The organism is Streptomyces sp. NPDC058051 (assembly GCF_042885475.1).
Lineage (GTDB): Bacteria > Actinomycetota > Actinomycetes > Streptomycetales > Streptomycetaceae > Streptomyces.
Genome location: NZ_JBHVRW010000027.1, coordinates 1 through 17,795 on the forward strand (window position 1 = coordinate 1; position 17,795 = coordinate 17,795).

Annotated in this window: 11 protein-coding genes and 1 pseudogene; 11 read left to right on the forward strand and 1 reads right to left on the reverse strand. The window is 66.8% G+C overall.

What is annotated here, in order from left to right:
- The first annotated feature begins 105 nt into the window (after positions 1 to 105).
- The 11 genes and pseudogenes from ACFVUT_RS30970 (at position 106) to ACFVUT_RS31020 (ending at position 17,169) form a co-directional block, all read left to right on the forward strand.
- The gene (locus tag ACFVUT_RS30970) at positions 106 to 2,631 is read left to right on the forward strand and encodes an RHS repeat-associated core domain-containing protein (protein WP_389656377.1); all 2,526 of its coding nucleotides are present in this window, start codon (positions 106 to 108) and stop codon (positions 2,629 to 2,631) included.
- Positions 2,632 to 3,111 carry a hypothetical protein gene (locus tag ACFVUT_RS30975; RefSeq protein WP_389656374.1) on the forward strand — a complete coding sequence of 160 codons (480 nt, stop codon included), beginning with the start codon at positions 2,632 to 2,634 and terminating at the stop codon, positions 3,109 to 3,111.
- A 278-nt stretch (positions 3,112 to 3,389) separates the two neighbouring features.
- Positions 3,390 to 4,406: pseudogene (locus ACFVUT_RS30980) on the forward strand (IS110 family transposase).
- Positions 4,407 to 4,448: 42 nt separating this feature from the next.
- Positions 4,449 to 4,742, forward strand: a complete 294-nt coding sequence (locus ACFVUT_RS30985; protein WP_389656371.1) for a hypothetical protein — start codon at positions 4,449 to 4,451, stop codon at positions 4,740 to 4,742.
- An 834-nt stretch (positions 4,743 to 5,576) separates the two neighbouring features.
- Entirely contained in the window at positions 5,577 to 5,771 is a 195-nt protein-coding gene (locus tag ACFVUT_RS30990) for a ribbon-helix-helix protein, CopG family (protein ID WP_389656368.1), read from the forward strand.
- Positions 5,768 to 6,160 (forward strand): type II toxin-antitoxin system death-on-curing family toxin, encoded by a 393-nt coding sequence (locus tag ACFVUT_RS30995; RefSeq protein WP_389656365.1) that lies wholly within the window; start codon positions 5,768 to 5,770, stop codon positions 6,158 to 6,160. The genes ACFVUT_RS30990 and ACFVUT_RS30995 overlap by 4 nt, the downstream gene beginning before the upstream one ends.
- A gap of 418 nt (positions 6,161 to 6,578) precedes the next feature.
- On the forward strand, positions 6,579 to 8,645 hold the full coding sequence (locus ACFVUT_RS31000; RefSeq protein ID WP_389656361.1) for a type ISP restriction/modification enzyme: 2,067 nt from the start codon (positions 6,579 to 6,581) through the stop codon (positions 8,643 to 8,645).
- A gap of 259 nt (positions 8,646 to 8,904) precedes the next feature.
- Positions 8,905 to 10,437: a TIGR02677 family protein gene (locus tag ACFVUT_RS31005; RefSeq protein ID WP_389656358.1), complete on the forward strand. Its 1,533-nt coding sequence runs from the start codon at positions 8,905 to 8,907 to the stop codon at positions 10,435 to 10,437.
- Positions 10,434 to 11,768, forward strand: a complete 1,335-nt coding sequence (locus ACFVUT_RS31010) for a TIGR02678 family protein (RefSeq protein ID WP_389656355.1) — start codon at positions 10,434 to 10,436, stop codon at positions 11,766 to 11,768. The genes ACFVUT_RS31005 and ACFVUT_RS31010 overlap by 4 nt, the downstream gene beginning before the upstream one ends.
- Complete coding sequence (locus tag ACFVUT_RS31015) at positions 11,765 to 15,922, forward strand: TIGR02680 family protein (RefSeq protein WP_389656352.1); 4,158 nt, start codon at positions 11,765 to 11,767, stop codon at positions 15,920 to 15,922. The genes ACFVUT_RS31010 and ACFVUT_RS31015 overlap by 4 nt, the downstream gene beginning before the upstream one ends.
- Positions 15,919 to 17,169, forward strand: coding sequence for a TIGR02679 family protein (locus ACFVUT_RS31020; RefSeq protein WP_389656349.1), 1,251 nt, complete (start codon positions 15,919 to 15,921; stop codon positions 17,167 to 17,169). The genes ACFVUT_RS31015 and ACFVUT_RS31020 overlap by 4 nt, the downstream gene beginning before the upstream one ends.
- Here the strand turns inward: ACFVUT_RS31020 and ACFVUT_RS31025 are convergent.
- The gene (locus ACFVUT_RS31025; protein WP_389656346.1) at positions 17,051 to 17,719 is read right to left on the reverse strand and encodes a thioesterase II family protein; all 669 of its coding nucleotides are present in this window, start codon (positions 17,717 to 17,719) and stop codon (positions 17,051 to 17,053) included. The genes ACFVUT_RS31020 and ACFVUT_RS31025 overlap by 119 nt on opposite strands.
- Positions 17,720 to 17,795 lie beyond the last annotated feature (76 nt).

Genomic DNA, 17,795 nt, shown 5'->3' on the forward strand with positions numbered 1-17,795 from the left:
CCGAACTCCACGACGCCTTCGTCTCCCTCGCCTGCAGCCTCATCTGCTACAGACGCCTCAAGAAAGCCCGCTCATGATCGTGTTACGAGCTCTTACGATCAACTGTTGTCCCACACAGATCCGCTCGGCCACATCAGTCGCTTCACGTATGACGAGAACGGTCGGCTGACCGTGGTGGAACGACCGGACGGACGCCAGGCGACAGCGGAGCATAACGAGCTCGGGCTGCCGGCGAGGATCATTGGCACCGATGGAACCGTGATCCGTCAGACCTTCGACGAGCGAGGCAACCGTACGTCCGTCATTGACGGGGCGGGTGCAAAGACGACGTTCTCCTACGATCAGGCAGGGAATCTCTGCTCCATGACGGATGCCCTTGGTCACATCTCCGTCATGGGGTCTGACCGAGCGGGGCTCACTGCCGAGATCACTGATCCTCTTGGGGCGACCACGCGGTGCGAGCGAGATATGTTCGGCCGCCTCGTGTCGCTCATCGCCCCCTTCGGAACAGTCACCCATTTCGAGTGGACTGTCGAGGGTAAGATCGCCCGTCACGTCGAACCGGACGGAAGTAAGCAATCCTGGGTCTACGACGGAGAGGGCAATTGTCTTGCCCACACCGATGCCATGGGTGGTGTCTCCACATTCGAGTACGCGGATTTCGATCTGTTGGTGGCGCGCACCGGTCCGGACGGTGCGCGCTACGAGTTTAGTCACGACACAAACCTCGAGCTCACTCAAGTCACCAACCCTCAAGGCCTGACCTGGAACTACGAGTACGACCCGACAGGGCGGGTGGTCGCGGAGAGAGATTTCGACAATCGAGTAATCAGGTACACCTATGACTTGGCTGGTCGCCTCTCGTCCCGAACGAATGGCATCGGGCAGACGATTCGATATGACCACAATTCCCTGGGTCAGCTGATTAGCAAGGACGTGGATGGCAACAGGTCCACGTTCGAGTACGACATCTTCGACGAGTTGGCCATCGCATCCGGTCCAGAGTCGGTCTTGACTCGCCTCCGTGACCGGTTCGGTCGCCTCAGGTCTGAGACTGTGAACGAGCGCACGCTTTCCTTCGAGTATGACGCCCTTGGTCGCCATGTCGGGAGGCGAACGCCAAGTGGGGCCATTAGTTCATGGGCCTATGATGCGGCAGGTCGTCGCAGCGAGCTCACGACCTCCGGTCGCTCGCTCACATTCGAACGCGACGTTGCTGGGCAAGAAACGGCGCGGCACATCGGCGGGACGGTCACGCTCAGGCACGCATTCGACGTGATGGGGCGGATGACCGATCAGTGGGTCACGGGGCAGGGGTGCACTCTTCAGCACCGCGCCTTCACGTACCGGCCCGACGGAAACGTGGTAAGAATCGATGACCAACTCGCCGGCAGCAGAAGCTTTGAGCTCGACCCGCTGGGCCGAGTCACGGCCGTCAAGGCCGTGAACTGGGCCGAGCGGTACACGTACGATGCGGCAGGCAACCAGACCTCGGCGTCATGGCCTGCTGCGCACCCTTGGCAGGAAGCAACCGGCGCGCGTACCTATTCCGGTACACACATCACCAGGGCCGGCAACATGCGGTACCGGCACGACGGGCAAGGGCGGGTGGTGTTCCGGCAGAAGACGTACTTGTCCCGCAGGCCGGATACTTGGCGGTATGAGTGGGATGCTGAGGACCGACTCGCCTCCGTCATCACACCGAATGGTGCGATATGGCGTTACCAATATGACGCGCTGGGTCGCCGGACAGCGAAAAAAAGGTTGACCCCCGACGGTCAAACCGTCCTGGAACAGGTCGTTTTTTCTTGGGACGACACTACTCTCTGCGAACAGGTGGCCAGTGGTGGGGACCTGCCTTTTCCTGTCACGATCACTTGGGATCACGATGGCTTGAATCCGATTTCGCAGACGGAACGGGTTCGCGTAGCCGAGGCGTCGCAAGAAGAAATCGAGGAACGATTCTTCTCCATAGTCACCGACCTGGTCGGAACTCCAAGTGAGCTCATCGACGAGTCAGGCAATGTGGCTTGGAGAGCGAGGGCCACTCTATGGGGCACGACCAGCTGGGCGACTGCAAGTAGTACATACACGCCGCTTCGCTTCCCCGGCCAATATTTCGACCCAGAAACCGCCCTCAACTACAACTATTTTCGCTATTATGATCCCGAGACCGCCCGGTATCTGACGCCGGACCCGTTGGGACTTGCACCCGCCCCCACCTCCCATTCGTACGTATCCAACCCTCACGCCTGGACGGACCCGCTCGGGCTCAAGCGGTGCAAGACGAAGAAGGCGACCGAGGACCTCAATTGGAACGAGAAGAGTCGTCCGACTTTTGGTCATACTTTCAGTGAACATGGAGCGGGTGCCAAGAACACTCAGAGCCTGATCGACCGCGCTCGCAGCACTGGCAACGAGCAGGGGCAGTGGTTGGACAACCCCGAGGTCGTAGAGTTTTTGAAATCCCACCATGACCCTAACGGGGGTGTCCGGGAGGTCCCCATACCCAAGGGCTTGGGGCAAGTTATCAAGCCAGATGGGAAGATCGTGGAGCCAACTCACGTCCGCTTGGTTCCCATGCCTGATGGATCATATAGGTCAGCATTCCCCATCGTGAAAGAAGGGTAAATGAAGCTTCGCATGTCTGTCACTCCCCCTGCAGGGAGATTGCGCCCAACTCCTGATCTTGAAATCGCGGACGACTATGAATCCTTGGTCATGGAAGTTTGTAAAATCTTGTCCGAGACCGACTGTCATTTCTTGATCAGCGGATTCGGGCAAGATGATTGGCCGGTGGATATTTCCTATGACCTTTCTTCTGTGATCGAACAGTTGCCAGCGGCAATTGTGGACCTGCAGCGAGGATCGCAGGCTGAAATCGATCTGTACGGACAGGGGGTTGAGCGCCGATTGAGCTTCATCCCATCCGGTGGTCTGGTAGAGATCCGATGCGTATCAGGGACAAAGTGGAGCCCGGACCCAGAAATGGAGACTGCGTCCCGCAGTGACGTTCTGGAACTCCTTACGGGATTGGCGCGAGACTTCAGAATCGCTGTGCAGAAGGCTCTCCCTGATCTCGTGGCGCAGAGTCCATTTGCCACCTGGTAGGAGTGGCTCGTGAATCTGACAACCCCAGGCTCCTACCCCCCCGTTACCGTCTTCATTGGCTCCGAAATGGGGCCTCCGACCTTCGGGTCCGGCATGACTTCCCCCTTGTTGTTGATGATCCGGGGGGTGGTGTCACCGGGCCCGGAGGCATCGACGGACCGCTGATGAGGGGCTTGAGCACCGGCTTCACCCGAGCCAGAAGAGCTCTCCGTAACGTGGGTGTGGCAGCTCGGTGCCGAGGCAAGGCCGGACGAAAGCGTGAGCGGAGGGGCCTGCATGTGATCGACGCCGGCGGCATCGACGTCTTCCTCGGCCTGGACGTCGGCAAAGGCGAACACCACGCCACCGCCGTCACGTCGGCCGGAACGAAAGCCTTCGACAAGCGCCTGCCCAACACCGAACCCAAGCTCCGCGAGCTGTTCGCGATGCTCCAGGCCAAGCACGGAACCGTGCTCGTCGTGGTCGACCAGCCGGCCTCGATCGGCGCCCTGCCGCTGGCGGTCGCGAAGGACATGGGCTGCTCGGTCGCCTATCTGCCGGGGCTGACGATGCGGCGGATCGCCGACCTCTACTCGGGTGAGGTCAAGACGGACGCGAAGGACGCGTTCATCATCGCCGATGCGGCCGCGCGATGCCCCTCACGCTGCTGGAGCGGTTCGGGTCACCGGCCCAAATACGCAAAGCAGGCCGGCGGCGGCTGGTCACGTTGCTACGGCCGAAGGCGCCGAGGATGGCCGAACGGCTCGTCGAGGACATCTTCGCTGCCGTGGACGAGCAGACTGTCACCGTTCCGGGCACCGAGGCGGCCGCACTGATCGTCCCGAGCCTCGCCGCCTCACTGGCGGCGGTCCTCGGCCAGCGCAAACTGCTGGCGGGGCGGATCGAGGAACTCCTGGAAGCTCACCCTCTTTCGAAGGTCCTGACGTCGATGCCGGGAGTCGGCGGCAGGACCGGTGCCCGCACCTGATCGAGGTCGGCGACGGCAGCACCTTCCCGACCGCCGGCCACCTCGCCGCCTACGCGGGCCTCGCCCCGGCGACCCGGAGCTCGGGCTCCTCGATCCGCGGCGAACAGCCTTCCAGGAGAGGAAACATACAGCTCAAACCGGCCTTCTTCCTCTCCGCGTTCGCCGCCCTGGGCGACCCGGCATCGCGGGCCTACTACGACAAGAAGATCGCCCAGGGTAAGCACCACACCCAGGCCCTGCTCTGCCTCGCCCGACGACGGGCCGACGTTCTCTTCGCGATGCTCCGCGAGGAACCTTCTACGAACCCCGACCCGTCCGAGCGACTTGAGACCTGCTTGCCTTCCGCCCAAGCCCATGGTCGGCTTCGGGCATGGGGGACGAGAATTCCGAGCACCTGGCACTCATTCGTCGCTGGCTCGCGGGTGGAATCGTCAACAACACCGTCGGCATCAAGATCGTCGGCGGCCCTTTCAACGGGCGGACCAAAATCGTCGAGCTCAGCCAGGCAGGACTGCCGCCCGCTGGCTTCCGAGGCCGCCCCGGCCGAGCATCAGGACCCTGGAATCCCGCAGCCAAACACACCTACCCGGCAGTCCGAGCCCCAGACACCTCTGCGGGCTGGATCTACGAATACGCCGAGGCCGACACCACCGCAGAAGGCTGACGCCGCCGAGTCTCCACCACCCCGCAGAGACTTGCCCGAACCCATAGGGGCACCCCCCCGCAAGCCGCTGCGCGACGAGGACACGTCCGTACACATCGGCCCCGGCCACCCGCACAGACTGGTCGACGACCCGGCAGTGCGGCACGCTTCAGCGGTGGCTGGCGCGCGGAGGCGACCGCCGACTGGTGCTTCCGCGCGTCTGCCGCTCCTGTCTCCAGCAGTGTGCAGGTCTGCCGCCGGCACCTGTCGAGCAGGGCTGACCCACCGCGGCCGTGACGCTCGTTTGGCACTCCGGGAGCATGGATGCTGCTCCTCGGGAGCGGTCAAACCCCGTCTGACCTGCATGTTCTCTTACTGTCACTTCCGGTGGCGTGTTTCCGATGACGCACCATGTGGAGTGCGTGGCCATTCTGGAGCCTGCCGAGAAGGGCGTCTGACCCGCTGCTTTGTGTTTCAGGTGGCCGATTCGACTTGTTTTCGCTCGTGAGATGAGTCGGCTGGGGTTCGCTTGTGCAGAATGGTCTGAGCTGCAGTTTCAAGGGCTGACGCGGGTCTCGCGGGCGATGTGGCGATGCGGAATGCAGAATTTTGACGCTCCGAGGACGCTCGAATCGGAAGTCCTCACGGCTCTCTGTGGCCCGGGCCGTCGGAACGGAGGCAGGACTCCGGCTCAGGCGTCCTCCTGCACCTCCCAGCGGCGGCGCGGGCTGGTCGCACGCACCTTGGAACCGAGGGGACGGCCTGACCGGGCCACAAAGGGCCGCGCCGTGGTCCGGGGTCTTGAGCGGCTGGTATCACCTCGCCGCATAGATACCAGTCAGGTATCATCGCTGTATGGCGATGACACTCCGACTCCCCGACGACCTTGACGCGAAGCTTACCGAGCGTGCTCGTCGGGAGCGCCGCAGCAAGCAGGAGCTTGCCATTGAGGCCATCCGTGAGGCCCAGAATCGGGCCGAACTGAAGGTCGACGACGTCCTGGCCGAGCTCATGGACAGCGATGCGGAGATCCTGGACTACCTGAAGTGACCGAAGTGCGCTACATCCAGATCGACGAGATTCTGGCCATCGCCCGCACGGTCAACGGTACCGAGCACAGCGTGCGTGACATGGGGCTTCTGGTGTCAGCTGTCGAACGGCCCCGGACCAACGTGTTCGGGGCCGAGCTGTATCCCACGCTGCACGAGAAGGCGGCGGCACTGCTGCACTCCGTTGCCCGCAATCACGCGCTGATCGACGGCAACAAGCGCACGGCCTGGCTCGCCATGCGCGTCTTCCTGCGATTCAACGGCGTCAGCGCCAGCACCGTCCCGCCACCCGTCTCCGTTGCCGGCCCGTTCGTCGAGGAAGTCGCACAGGACAACATCGATGTACCGGTCATCGCCAAGCGCCTGGCGACCTGGTTCCCCGTTTCCTGACGTTTCACGTCGTGCTGGTCCGGGGTGGAACGAGGTTTTGCGTGCGGTGCTGACTCCTGGCAGTCCGCCGGGCGTGCTGGTCGGGATCCCATCCTGGGGGCGTCCGTTCAGCGGGTTGATGCGTATGGCGGCAAGCATCTGCAGGATTTTCGAGGAGGCAGAGGGTCCGCTCGCCTTCGGTGGTTCGCACACCGTGCATCGCTGCGATGACGGAATGAAGGAGGGAGTCCAGCACGTCGGTAGTAGATCGGAAATGGCGTCCCAGGAACGCCTTCCCGCCTGAGGCGGCGGTCAAGGGAGGCTTTGGCGGTCTCATCCTCACCAACCTCCGCCCCTCCTTTCTCAGCGGTCACGGAACGCGCCGTCCGTGTCCCTCGCGCGCCCCTTGTGCGCACTGAGCCGGTCCTTTGAGAGGGCCATGCTCTTCACGTTCCTGCCCGATGGCGATCCTCTGGTCGAGAACACCCGCAAGGCGGACTGGATCAAGCGCGAGCAGAAGGTCACTGTCATGATCAGCAATCCGCCGGATCGGGAGAGAGCCGAGGGGGAGGGCGGCTGGGTGGAGAAAGGCCGCGAGGGGGATGACAGAGCACCTCTGCTCGATGCCTTCCGCCTCGGGGGTAGGAACGGAGTGCACGAGAACAAGCTCAAGAACTTGTACGTCTACTTCTGGCGCTGGGCCACCTTCAAGGTTTTTGAGCAGCACGGTTCCGAGTCGGACCGCGGAATCATCGCCTTCATCAGTACCGCGGGCTTCCTCAGCGGGCCTGGTTTCGAAGGGATGAGGAAGTATCTGCGTGAGACTTGTTCGGAGGGCTGGATCATCGACCTCAGCCCTGAGGGTATCCAGCCGCCGGCGCGGACACGCCTCTTCGAAGGTGTGCAGCAGCCCTTGGCGATCGCCGTGTTCGTCCGCAGCAGGGCCGAGACCACACCCGCCCACATCAGGTACGTCGCCCTTGACGGCAGCACTCGCGAGGAGAAGTACACGCAGCTCGAAGTCCTTGGGCCGGACAGCGATCAGTGGCGGTCGGTGCGCCAGGCCGCCCGGGCCCCGTTCATGCCCGCGGCTCAGGGAGCCTGGGACACATATCCCGCGTTGGACGATCTGCTGCCGTGGAAAGTGCCTGGCATACTGCCGAAGCGCACATGGGTCTACTCTCCGGACTCCGACACGCTGCGTTCCCGGTGGCGGAGACTGACCGCCGAGACGGATGTCGCCGAGAAGCGCGCCCTGTTCAGGGAAACCCACAGCCGTACCATCGACCGACAGGTCAAACCGCTCCCAGGCTCGGCACAGCCACAGCGGCCGATGCTGGAGGCGGGCCCCGAGTGTCCGGAGCCGGTGCGTTTCGCCTTCCGCCCCTTTGACCGGCACTGGATCATCCCGGACAACAGGGTCCTCGACAGATGCTCGCCACAACTGTGGGAGAGCCAGGCCGAGGGACAGATCCACATCGTGGAGCAGCACTCCGATCGTTTCGGCGACGGCCCCGCCACGCTGTTCACGGCGCTCATGCCGGATATGGATCACTTCGCCGGCTGGGGAGGCGGCAGAGTGATTCCCCTTCTGCAGAGGGACGGCACCCCCAACGTGGCCCCCGGCCTTCTCCAGCACCTTCGCAACTCCTTCGGTGGGCTGCTTGCCACCGCTGAGGACTTGGCCGCGTACGTCGCCGCGATCACGGCTCACCCAGGATTCCGCTCCCGCTTTGACGACGAACTCATGACCAACGGCGTCCGCGTGCCTCTCACGGGCGACGCCGCCCTGTGGTCGGAGGCGCTGCACATCGGGCGGAAGGTGATCTGGGCCTCCACCTTCGGAGAGAGGCTCGTGGACCCGGTGGTGGGGAGGCCCGGCGGACCCCAGGAGGTCTGGACGACCGCTCAGCTGGCGATCACATACCAGAGACAGGTCGGCAGGGACGAACTACCCGAGAGATTTGTCTACGACCCTGACCGTCTGGAACTCCACTTCGGCCAAGGCGTTTTCGGGCCCGTGACTCAACACATGCGGGATTATCAGGTCAGCGGACAGAACGTTCTCGACGGCTGGCTGAAACGCAGGACGGGACCGCCGTCTCGCAGGGCCGTCAGCCAGCTGGACCGCATCCGGCCCGAGCGGTGGCTGCCTGCCTGGAGCGAAGAACTCCAGTACGTGCTGGCCGTCCTGTGGCATCTGGTCGAGCTGCAGTCGGCTCAGAACGAGCTGCTCGACCGTGTTCTCAGGGCACCGCTGGTCAGCATCGGCGAGTTGCAACGCCGGAACGTCCTGCCGGTCCCGGACACCGCCCGTCGTTCCGCGCCCGCACCACTACAGACCGACCTCATCCCCGGGACCGAGGGAATCGAGGCGCGCGAGCCGCACGCCGTAAGGCCACTCACCGCAGAAAGGAGTTCTCCGGCCGGCACTCCCACGCGGCCACGGAGTAGCAGGAATTCCGGCGCCACGCAGTCGTCCCGCAGACAGCGACGAGATCCGTAGAGCCCTTGATGACGGTGACGCGTCTGCTCACGGACTGGACCCTGTTCCTGTTCCTGCTCCTGCACGGAGACGAGGAGCGGACCGTCGTCGCCGTCGAGCCTGAAAGGGCACCGGGCCATGAGACCGCCCGATTCTTGCTGGTTGAACCGCTGTTCCGTGACTCGCCCCTGAATGTCAGCGCTGCCCTCTACGGTGGAGATCCGGATGCCGCCGAGGCAGCGGGGGAAGGGCGACAGGCGTGCGCAGGGTGCCACCGGAGATGTTCCGGTTCACGACAGTGGAGAGGTCTGACCTGTACGGGGCGGTGCTGGACGTCTTCGGCATGGCCGGCGAGCACCTGGAGACGGCGCTCGGGCTCGACGCGGTGCGAGAGCGGCTACGCGGGGTCGGCTGGGTGGCGGCGGTCGAGAATGAGGATCTGCATGAGGCGCTCAGGAGACTCGTGCAGTGGGAGCTCCTGGATGTGGTGCACAACCACGCGGAGAACTACCGCACGGCCGAGGAATATGAACGGCGCAACCTGCAATATTCGCTGACCCGCCAGGGCGAGGCCGCTCTCGCTGGCCTGCGGCACGCACTTGAGGTGCTCGCCTCCACGGGCGCGCTGCAGACGGCCGTACTGGAGGCGATCGCCGACCGGCTCGACGAACTGTGCCTGCTCTCCGGCGAACCCGCGTCGGCTGATCGACGGATCTTCAGCACGCTGCGGGAGCTGGAGGGGCATCTGGACGCTCTGGTGGAGAACACCAAGGCGTTCAACGGCGAACTGCAGCGCCTCTTGCGCGCCGAGGGCGCGGATCTGGAGGTGTTCCGCGAGGTCAAGGCTGCCACGGTCGCATATCTGCAGGAGTTCCTGGTCAACCTCGACCGGCGCGGGCAGGCGGTCGCCGCTGCCGTGGCCAGGGTGGAGGAGCGAGGGACCGCCGTACTGCGCGAGCGGGCCCTGCGCGGGGCAGAGCTCCCGCCGGTGGCCGGTGAGGATCCCGCGGCCGGCTGGCTGGAGAGCAGGCGGGCGCGCTGGGCGGGCCTGCGTGCGTGGTTCCTGGCGGACGACGGTGCCCGACCTCGGATCGAGCAGCTGCACGACATTGCCCGGCGGGCCATCGTCTCGCTCCTGCAGGTTCTGGAGCGGATCAATGAGTCGAGGCGCCGCTCGTCCAGCGCCGTGCAGGACTTTCGGGAACTGGCACGCTGGTTCGCGGCGGCCCCCGCGGAAGAGGACCTGCACCGGCTGTGGTCGGCGGCCTTCGGGCTCGGTTCGGCCCGCCATGCTCATCTCGCCCACTCCGACCCCGAGTTGATCCCGTCGTCCCATTCCTGGTCCGAGGCCCCACCGGTGGAGGTGTCGGCGCTGCTGCGGACCAGCGGACGGACAGAGCGGTTCACACGCACGGCCAAGGTGCGGGACGTTGCGGCTGTCAGGGCGGACCGCGCCGAGCGGGCTCGCCTGGAGCGAGCCGAACTCGTACTCGCCTGGCAGGTGCTGGAGACAGACGGACCTGTTCGTCTGTCCTCCTTCGGCACGTTGGACCCCGCTGTCTTCGACCGTTTGCTCGATCTGTTTGGCCGTGCCCTGGCCGCCCGGCCGGACACGAGCGGCTTGAGGCGCGCCACGACGGGAGACGGCCGGGTGGAGATCGCCCTGGCACCGCCTTCGGATGAGCGCACCGCCGTACTGCACACCGCGAAGGGCTCGCTGACTGGACCGGACTACGTCGTCCACATCACAGCGGCGGGTGGAGCGAGGGTCTCCTCGGCCCTTTGTGCCACGCCGCAGGAGGCCGCAGGATGAGCACCCTTGCCAACCAACTGGCCGCCGCGGAACGGGAGGAGGTCGCCTGCGCCGTACGGCTCCTCCTGGCCCGCCCCCTGCTTACCGAGACCGCCGACCCGACTGGCTTCGAACTGGTACGGCGCCGTCGCGAGTCGCTTGCCCAGTGGTTCGACTACACCTGCGGCTGGAGCCTGGTGGTGGAGCCCCGCCGCGGTTACGCCCGCCTCACCAAGGTGCGCGCCAACCCGGACGGCTCCCGCCCGGTTCGTAGGGCGCGTTCCGGACGCGCTCCGTTCGACCGTCTGCGTTACGTACTGCTGTGCGTGACCGCGGCCGAGTTGCTGTCGATGCCGACGACCACTATTGGCATGCTCGCCGACCGCGTCGTGCAGGCCACGGCGGCCGACCGGGCACTGGGCGCGTTCGACCCGGTCCACAAGCCGGAGCGGATGGCATTCGTCGATGTCCTGAAGTTGCTGGAGTCGTACGACGTGCTGCGCGCGGTGGATGGTACGACCGAGGCGTACGTCGAGTCCGCGGAGGCCAAGGTCCTCTACCGCGTGGACACCACCCTGCTGATGCGATTGCCCGCCGCGCCCATCGGCGCCTCCCGACTCGCCGTGCCCCCGGACGAGGTGCCCGCGCGGTTCGAGGAACTCCTCACCGGCCTGACACGGGAGCGCCGCTATGGCGGCGCGGTCGGCGACGGGACGCACAGCGAGAGCGCCGCCACTGATGCACAACGCAATCTGAGGCTACGCCACTCGGTACTGCGTCGCCTCTTCGATGACCCCGTGCTGTACCGGGCCGACCTCGCCGAGGACGAGCTGGCCTACGTCTCGTCTCTCACTGGACGTCAGATCCTGCGTCGCTCGGTCGAACAAGCCGGCTTCCTCTTGGAGGAACGCGCGGAGGGCTTCCTGCTCGTGGACCCGGATGGGATCGCCACGGATGTCCGCTTCCCCGACGACACCTCCACTGCCAGGGTTGCCGCACTGCTCCTTCTGGAGCCGCTCTGCGCCGCCCCCGCCGGACTGCTGCCCGAACAGCTCGCCGAGGCCGGAGCGGCTCTGCTGCGCCGCTTCCCACGCTGGGCCAAGGCGTATCAGTCCGAGGACGGCGCGGCCCGGCTCTCCGATGATGCGGTACGCGTCCTGCGTGACGTCGGGCTCGTCTGCGCGGCTGGGGGGCGTGTCGTGGCATGCCCGGCCGCGTACCGCTATCGCTTGACGAAGACGACGAGTACGGATCCGGATGACAAGCTCGGACCGGGGTGGAACGTGAGCCGGCGCGAGAGGGCAGGCGCCGTGGTTTCCGGTGGAGATACGGCAGAAGGGGATCAGCAGTGAGTGTGACGGAGCTTCCGGTCCCGCGGCGGCCCGAGTCTGCTGAGTCGCCTGCGACACCGGCAACGGCGGTGGATGCGGCCCGCAGCCGCTGGCAGCCGCACCGCGCGGGCATCCTCAACGTCTGGCGCTACTACGACGAGACCTTCACTTTCCATCAGGGCCGCCTGCTGCTCCGCGGCCAGAACGGTTCGGGCAAGTCCAAGGCCCTTGAGCTTCTGCTGCCTTTCCTCTTCGACGCCAGCCTGCGCCCCAACCGCTTGTCCACGTTCGGTGGTTCGGAACGCACCATGCACTGGAACCTGCTCGGCGAAGGCGCCTCCGGCAAGACTCGTGTCGGGTATGTGTGGATGGAGTTCCGCCGCGTCGGCGACGATGGCGCCGAGCGGTGGTTCGGTTGCGGTGCGCGTCTGCAGGCCAGTGTGCACACCAGCGGGGTCCACGCTGACTACTTCACCACCGGCTCCAGGATCGCCCACCCCGCCGGCTTGCTTCTTGTCAACGAGGCGGGACAGCCGCTGACACGCGCAGCGCTGGTCGAGGCCGTGCGCGACCGCGGCGACGTCCATGCCTCGGCCACCGACTACCGCACTGCCGTACGACGTGAGTTGTTCGCCGGCATGGGGGAGCAGCGTTATGAGTCGTTGTTGTCCGCCTTGCTCCAGTTGCGCCAGCCCAAACTGTCCGAACGGCTCGATCCCTCCCTGCTCTCCACCCTGTTGTCACGCGCCCTTCCCCCATTGGACGAAGGAGAGATCGCTGAACTCGCCGAAGGCTTCGAGCGGCTGGACCGCCAGCGCGAACACCTCAAACGGCTCGACGACGAGGTGACAGCGGCACAGACCGTTGCATCCCGGCAGCGCGCCTACGCACGACGTGTCCTGCGTGCCGGCTCGGCCGCGCTGATCTCGGCGACCACGGAGATGGACGACCTCACCCGCGCCGCCCGCCAGAGCGCCGAGGAACTCGAACAGGCGCTGACAGAAAGGGACTTCGCTCAAGTCCAGCGCGAGGAACAGGAACTGCGCGTGCACGCCCTGGAGGAGACCGTCGAGGGGCTGCGCGAGCGCGACGCGTACAAGCAGGGCGAGGAACTCGACCGGCTCCGCCGTCGTACGGAAGAAGCGGCAGCTGTCGCCGGGCGACAGCGTGCCACTGCGCAGGCCACTCAGATCAGCGCGGAGGAGGACCAGAGGTACACCGACGAGGCGGCGGCCCAGGCCCGCACCTTCGACGAGCACGCGCGCGAAGCCGCCGAGGAAGCACGCCGGTCGGCCCGGGCGGCCGGTATGGAGTCGATCCATCATGAGGTGAAGACGCTTCTCGACGCGAATTCCATAGTGACCCTTGCAGACAGCCCGGACCACGAGGCCGGTGGGCGTCGGCCCTTGGGTTCCGCAGGTACACGCACGGCGGGCGAGAACGGGGCACGACCGGCCCGCAGGCTGCTGCGGGGCGCGGTCACCGCCCGACGCCGGCAGGTCGCCCTCATCACCGAAGCGATGGACGACCACGACCGCGCGGTACGCGACCGGCGTGCCGCCGAGAGTCTGCTGGACGACGCCCGTACCCGGCTTGCGGAGGCGATCGCCCGGCGGGACGAAGCGTCCCAAACCTGGGACGGTGCCCTTGCCGTACAAGCGGAACGGCTCTTCGCCTGGGCCGACGACTGCGCGGAACTCCGCATTGCCGACGCTGGGGAACTGGCGGCCAGAGCCGCGTTCGAGGCCGAGGTGACGGCACTGGTCGAAGCCGCCGCACGCCCGCTGGAACAAGAGATCGCCACAGCGGAGGCCACCGCGCGAGCGGCATGCAGGGAGCTGCGGGACGAGCGGAGCCGACTTGAGGAGGAAGTTCGACGGCTGAGCGACGAGACCGACCTGCCGCCTTTGCCCCCTCCCACCCGCACCGCCGTCCGCACTGCGACGGCGGGCGCACCCTTGTGGCGACTGGTCGCCTTCCACGAAGGTGTTCCGCTTCCCGTTCAGGCTGCGGTGGAGGCGGCACTGGAGGCATCGGGCCTCCTGGATGCCTGGGTCAACCCCTACGACGGGATCACGCTGTCGGGGCACGACACCCGAGCCGAGGCGGCCCTGGCCAGGGCCGCATCGGGGCCCAGTCTACTGAAGGTGCTGAAACCCGAGGAGGACATCCCCGTCCCGGTCGACACCGTGACCCGTATCCTCGCCGGTGTCGCGTACGGCACTTCACTGCCCGGCGGTCACCCCGCTGCCGTCTCTGCCGACGGTGCCTGGCGTCTCGCGCTCGCCACCGGAACGTGGAGCAAGCAGGAACCTGCCTACATCGGTGCCCCCGCGCGGCAACGGGCCCGGCAGCGCAGGATCGGTGAACTGACCGAGCACATCAGCGAGACGAACGCCTCCCTCGTCGCGCTCGACGACCAACTGCGCGGCCTCGGCGCTCGCCGCGCCCGGCTGGACGCGGACCGCGCGGCGCGACCCGACCACCGGGAACTTGACGCCCTTCGACGCGACTGGGACCGAGCCGAGGAGAAGGTGGCTGCCCGGGACGATGCCGTGCGCGACGCGGCAGCCCATTTGGCCTGGTGCGAGACCGAGGTGGCAGGCGCCCTGCGCACGCTCAGCCGTCGGGCCGCGGAACACGGACTACCCACCGATCGCGACCGGTTGCATGAGCTCTCCTCCGATATCGACAGGTTCAGGGACACCGCCGACAGTTGGGTGGACGCCCGTCTCACCGCGACCGCTGCCGCTGACAGGGCTCGTCAGATCACCGCGCAGGCAGACCGCTCGCGCCGAGCCGCCGAGGAACAGTCCGAGAGCGCCGCTGCCGCCGAAGCCGAGGCTGCGGGGCTGAAGGCGCGCCTGGAGGCGGTGGAGGCCACCGTCGGCGAGGACTACCGGCAGATCGTGGCACGCGTCGCCGAGGCGCGTGCCGAACTGCGGCGCTGCCGTGAGGAGGTGGGCCGGGCGGCCGATCTCCTCCTGCGCCTCGAAGGCCGTATCGGAGGACTGCGGGCAACCAGCGGCCAGGACGCCGAACGACGGGAACAAGCCGTCGCCACCCGGGACCGCGCGGCGCACCGGTTCCGGCACCTGTGTCTGGTGGGGTTCGCGGAGGATGCGGGTATCGCACCGAATCTCGAATCCGGAGACGGCGCGAAGGCCACTTTGGAGGCCGCCCGTGCCACAGCGGCGAACTGGCCCGGCATCCCGCATGCCCCACGCAACCTGGGCGATGCCGCGACCCGCCTTTCCGAAGCGGTCCACGAAGCCCGCCAGCGCCTCGGTGCCCGTGCCGACCTGGATCTGGAGCCCGACGACGACATCCAGCTGTTCACCGCCACCCTGGACGGTATGCGGGTGGGGGCGACGGGCCTCCTCACCACGCTCGCCCAGGAGCGCGATCGCAGTAGTGACGACATCACCACCGCCGAGCGGAGCCTCTTCGACCAGATCCTCACCGGCGACATCCGTCGTCACCTCGCCGCCCGCATCCGTCAGGCCGCGGAACTCGTCGACCGCATGAACGGGCACCTGGAGGGGGTTCGTACCGCCTCCAACGTCGCCGTCCAGCTCGTCTGGGACGTCCGTCCGGATCTCCCGGAGGGTACCCGCACCGCCCGTCAGCTGCTGCTCAAGGACCCCGGCCGGGTCAACGAGACCGACCGGGAAGCCCTTCACGCTTTCTTCCGGGCCCGTATCGAGGAGGCCAAGGGCAGCGACACGGCCGCGAGCTGGGAGGAGCAGCTCGGCGAGGTGCTCGACTACACCGCTTGGCACCGCTTCACCGTGCGCCTCGATCGGGCGAACGGAACCGGCTGGCAGCCGTTGACGAAGAAGCTGCACGGCGCGCTCTCCGGAGGAGAGAAGGCCATCGCGCTGCACCTGCCGCTCTTTGCCGCCGTCGCGGCCCACTACGAGGCCGTGCCGCTGGCACCCCGCCCCATCCTGCTCGACGAGGTCTTCGTCGGCGTCGACGCCGTCAACCGCGGACAGGTCTTCGCCCTGCTCACCGCACTCGACCTTGATCTCATGGTCACCTCCGACCACGAGTGGTGCACCTACGGCGAACTACCTGGCATCGCTGTCCACCAACTCCTCACCGACGGGGACGACGACGCTGTCACCAGCGCTCGCTTCGTCTGGAACGGCACCGATTTGGAGGCGGGATGACCCACACCGAACCGGCCCTGGGTGAACGCACCCTGCGCCGTCCCGAGCTCCGCTCGCTCTGGCAGACGGTCCACAGCCGACTGTCCTCCGGCCGCCCCGTCACACGGGTGCGCCTCGGACCGCTTGATGAAGCTCAGCGCGAGGCTCTCGCCGACCTTCTGGGGCTGGACCGCCTGCCGGATCCTCACCCTTCCGTCTCGCTGGCCCGCCTGGAAGAGGCTGTCACCGAGCTGTCCGGCTTCTCGGTGCGTGAAACCGTCACCGAACTCGTAGGCCCCCTCGACGACCGCGCGACAGAACGACGCCGTAAGGAAGACGAACGTGCCGAGCTGTGGGCATGGTTGGACGGTCATGCCACCGTGCGGGCCCAGCCCGCGCTTGCCGACTGGACCGCGTCGTGCCGAGCCTCCGGTATGGTCGGTGGCTCACCGGAACTGACCCGAAACCTGCTCGCAGACGCGTTGACGGTGCTCGCGGAACTCCCGGCCCAGGCCGAGCCCCTGCCCGTCTTCGCTGCCCGGGTCCTGAAGGGCGACTCCCACGCACTCGACGACGGTACCCGCCTGTCCACACTCGTCCTTCGTGCTCTGGCGACTCTTCACGACACCGCCGCTCCGGAGTCCGCGGCGGACCGGCGCGCTCTGTGGACTCGCGCGGGCGTCGCCGACGACGACCTGTCGTCCACCGTTCTTGTCGCTGGACTACGCCCGGCCGGTGAAGGTCCGCTTGCCCGTGTGGCCCGTGTCTGTGCCGAGGCCGGTCAGGCCGTCAGCCTCACCCTCGCCCAACTACGGTCCCCGGGCGAGTTGACCCTCGCCTCCGATCCCGCACCTGTCGTCCACTCCGTTGAGAACCCCAGCATCCTGGCTCTGGCCGTGCGCCGCTTCGGCCCGGACTGTCCGCCGCTCGTGTGCACATCCGGCTGGCCCAACAGCGCGGCCATCCACCTCATCCGCCTTCTCTCGGATCAGGGCGCCATCCTCCGCTACCACGGCGACTTCGATGGCGAAGGCATCCGCATCGCCGCTTATCTTCTGGACAAGACGCCGGCTCGCCCCTGGCGCATGACGGCGGCGGACTACCGGTCCGCAGTCGCCCGCACACCACACGGACCTGAGCCCGGCCGACTCACCGAGGCTCCCTGGGATCCAGAGCTGACCCGTGCGATGGCCGAACACGGTACTGCCGTGGTCGAGGAACTGGTGGCCGGCGTCCTGTTGGCGGATCTGGCCGATGCGACTGGTTGAGGGAGCTGGTCCGGCCAGTCGTGACGCCCATTTGACGCTCTGGGCGCCCCCATGCTGCTCGGCGAGCTGAGAAAGCTGCTCTGATAGGAGGCATACATCGGCGAGCAGCGCCTCGTCGCCGAGCTGATGCACGGTCCCGTCGCGGTGCCGGGAGGGTGCCCGGCGCCCCGAGGCGAACAGGTACGCCGGTGCGGCCCCCGGCCCGCTGTTCGAGGAGTCGGGCCACCTCGAAGGCGAGCGTGGCACCCATGCTGTGCCCGAACAGCGCCAACGGCCGGTCGGCCAGCGGAGCGATCGACTCGTAGACCTGCCGGGCCAGTTCGTCGAGGCTCTCCACACCCTTTTCCTGCCAACGGTCCTGACGTCCCGGATACTGCACGGCGAGTACGTCGAGGTCCGCCGAGAGCGCCCGGGAGAGCGGGAAGAAGAAGCTGGCCGCCCCGCCCGCGTGGGGCAGGCAGACCGGCCGGACCGCCCGGTCGGGCGCCGGGTGGAAGCGCCGCAGCCACAGCGCGTGATACCGGCCCTCGTGCGGTTCGGGCGTCGTCATGCCGGATCGGCCCCCTTCGTTGTTCGGCGATCGCGCGGCGGCGGGCGGGCCCTGTGTGCAGGACAGCTGACGGGGC

Excerpts from the sequence above, each read along its gene's own strand:
- ACFVUT_RS30975 (WP_389656374.1), top strand. The coding sequence starts at position 2,632 with ATGAAGCTTCGCATGTCTGTCACTCCCCCTGCAGGGAGATTGCGCCCA.
- ACFVUT_RS30985 (WP_389656371.1), top strand. The coding sequence starts at position 4,449 with ATGGGGGACGAGAATTCCGAGCACCTGGCACTCATTCGTCGCTGGCTC.
- ACFVUT_RS30990 (WP_389656368.1), top strand. The coding sequence starts at position 5,577 with ATGGCGATGACACTCCGACTCCCCGACGACCTTGACGCGAAGCTTACC.
- ACFVUT_RS31000 (WP_389656361.1), top strand. The coding sequence starts at position 6,579 with ATGCTCTTCACGTTCCTGCCCGATGGCGATCCTCTGGTCGAGAACACC.
- ACFVUT_RS31005 (WP_389656358.1), top strand. The coding sequence starts at position 8,905 with ATGTTCCGGTTCACGACAGTGGAGAGGTCTGACCTGTACGGGGCGGTG.
- ACFVUT_RS31010 (WP_389656355.1), top strand. The coding sequence starts at position 10,434 with ATGAGCACCCTTGCCAACCAACTGGCCGCCGCGGAACGGGAGGAGGTC.
- ACFVUT_RS31020 (WP_389656349.1), top strand. The coding sequence starts at position 15,919 with ATGACCCACACCGAACCGGCCCTGGGTGAACGCACCCTGCGCCGTCCC.
- ACFVUT_RS31025 (WP_389656346.1), bottom strand. The coding sequence starts at position 17,719 with ATGACGACGCCCGAACCGCACGAGGGCCGGTATCACGCGCTGTGGCTG.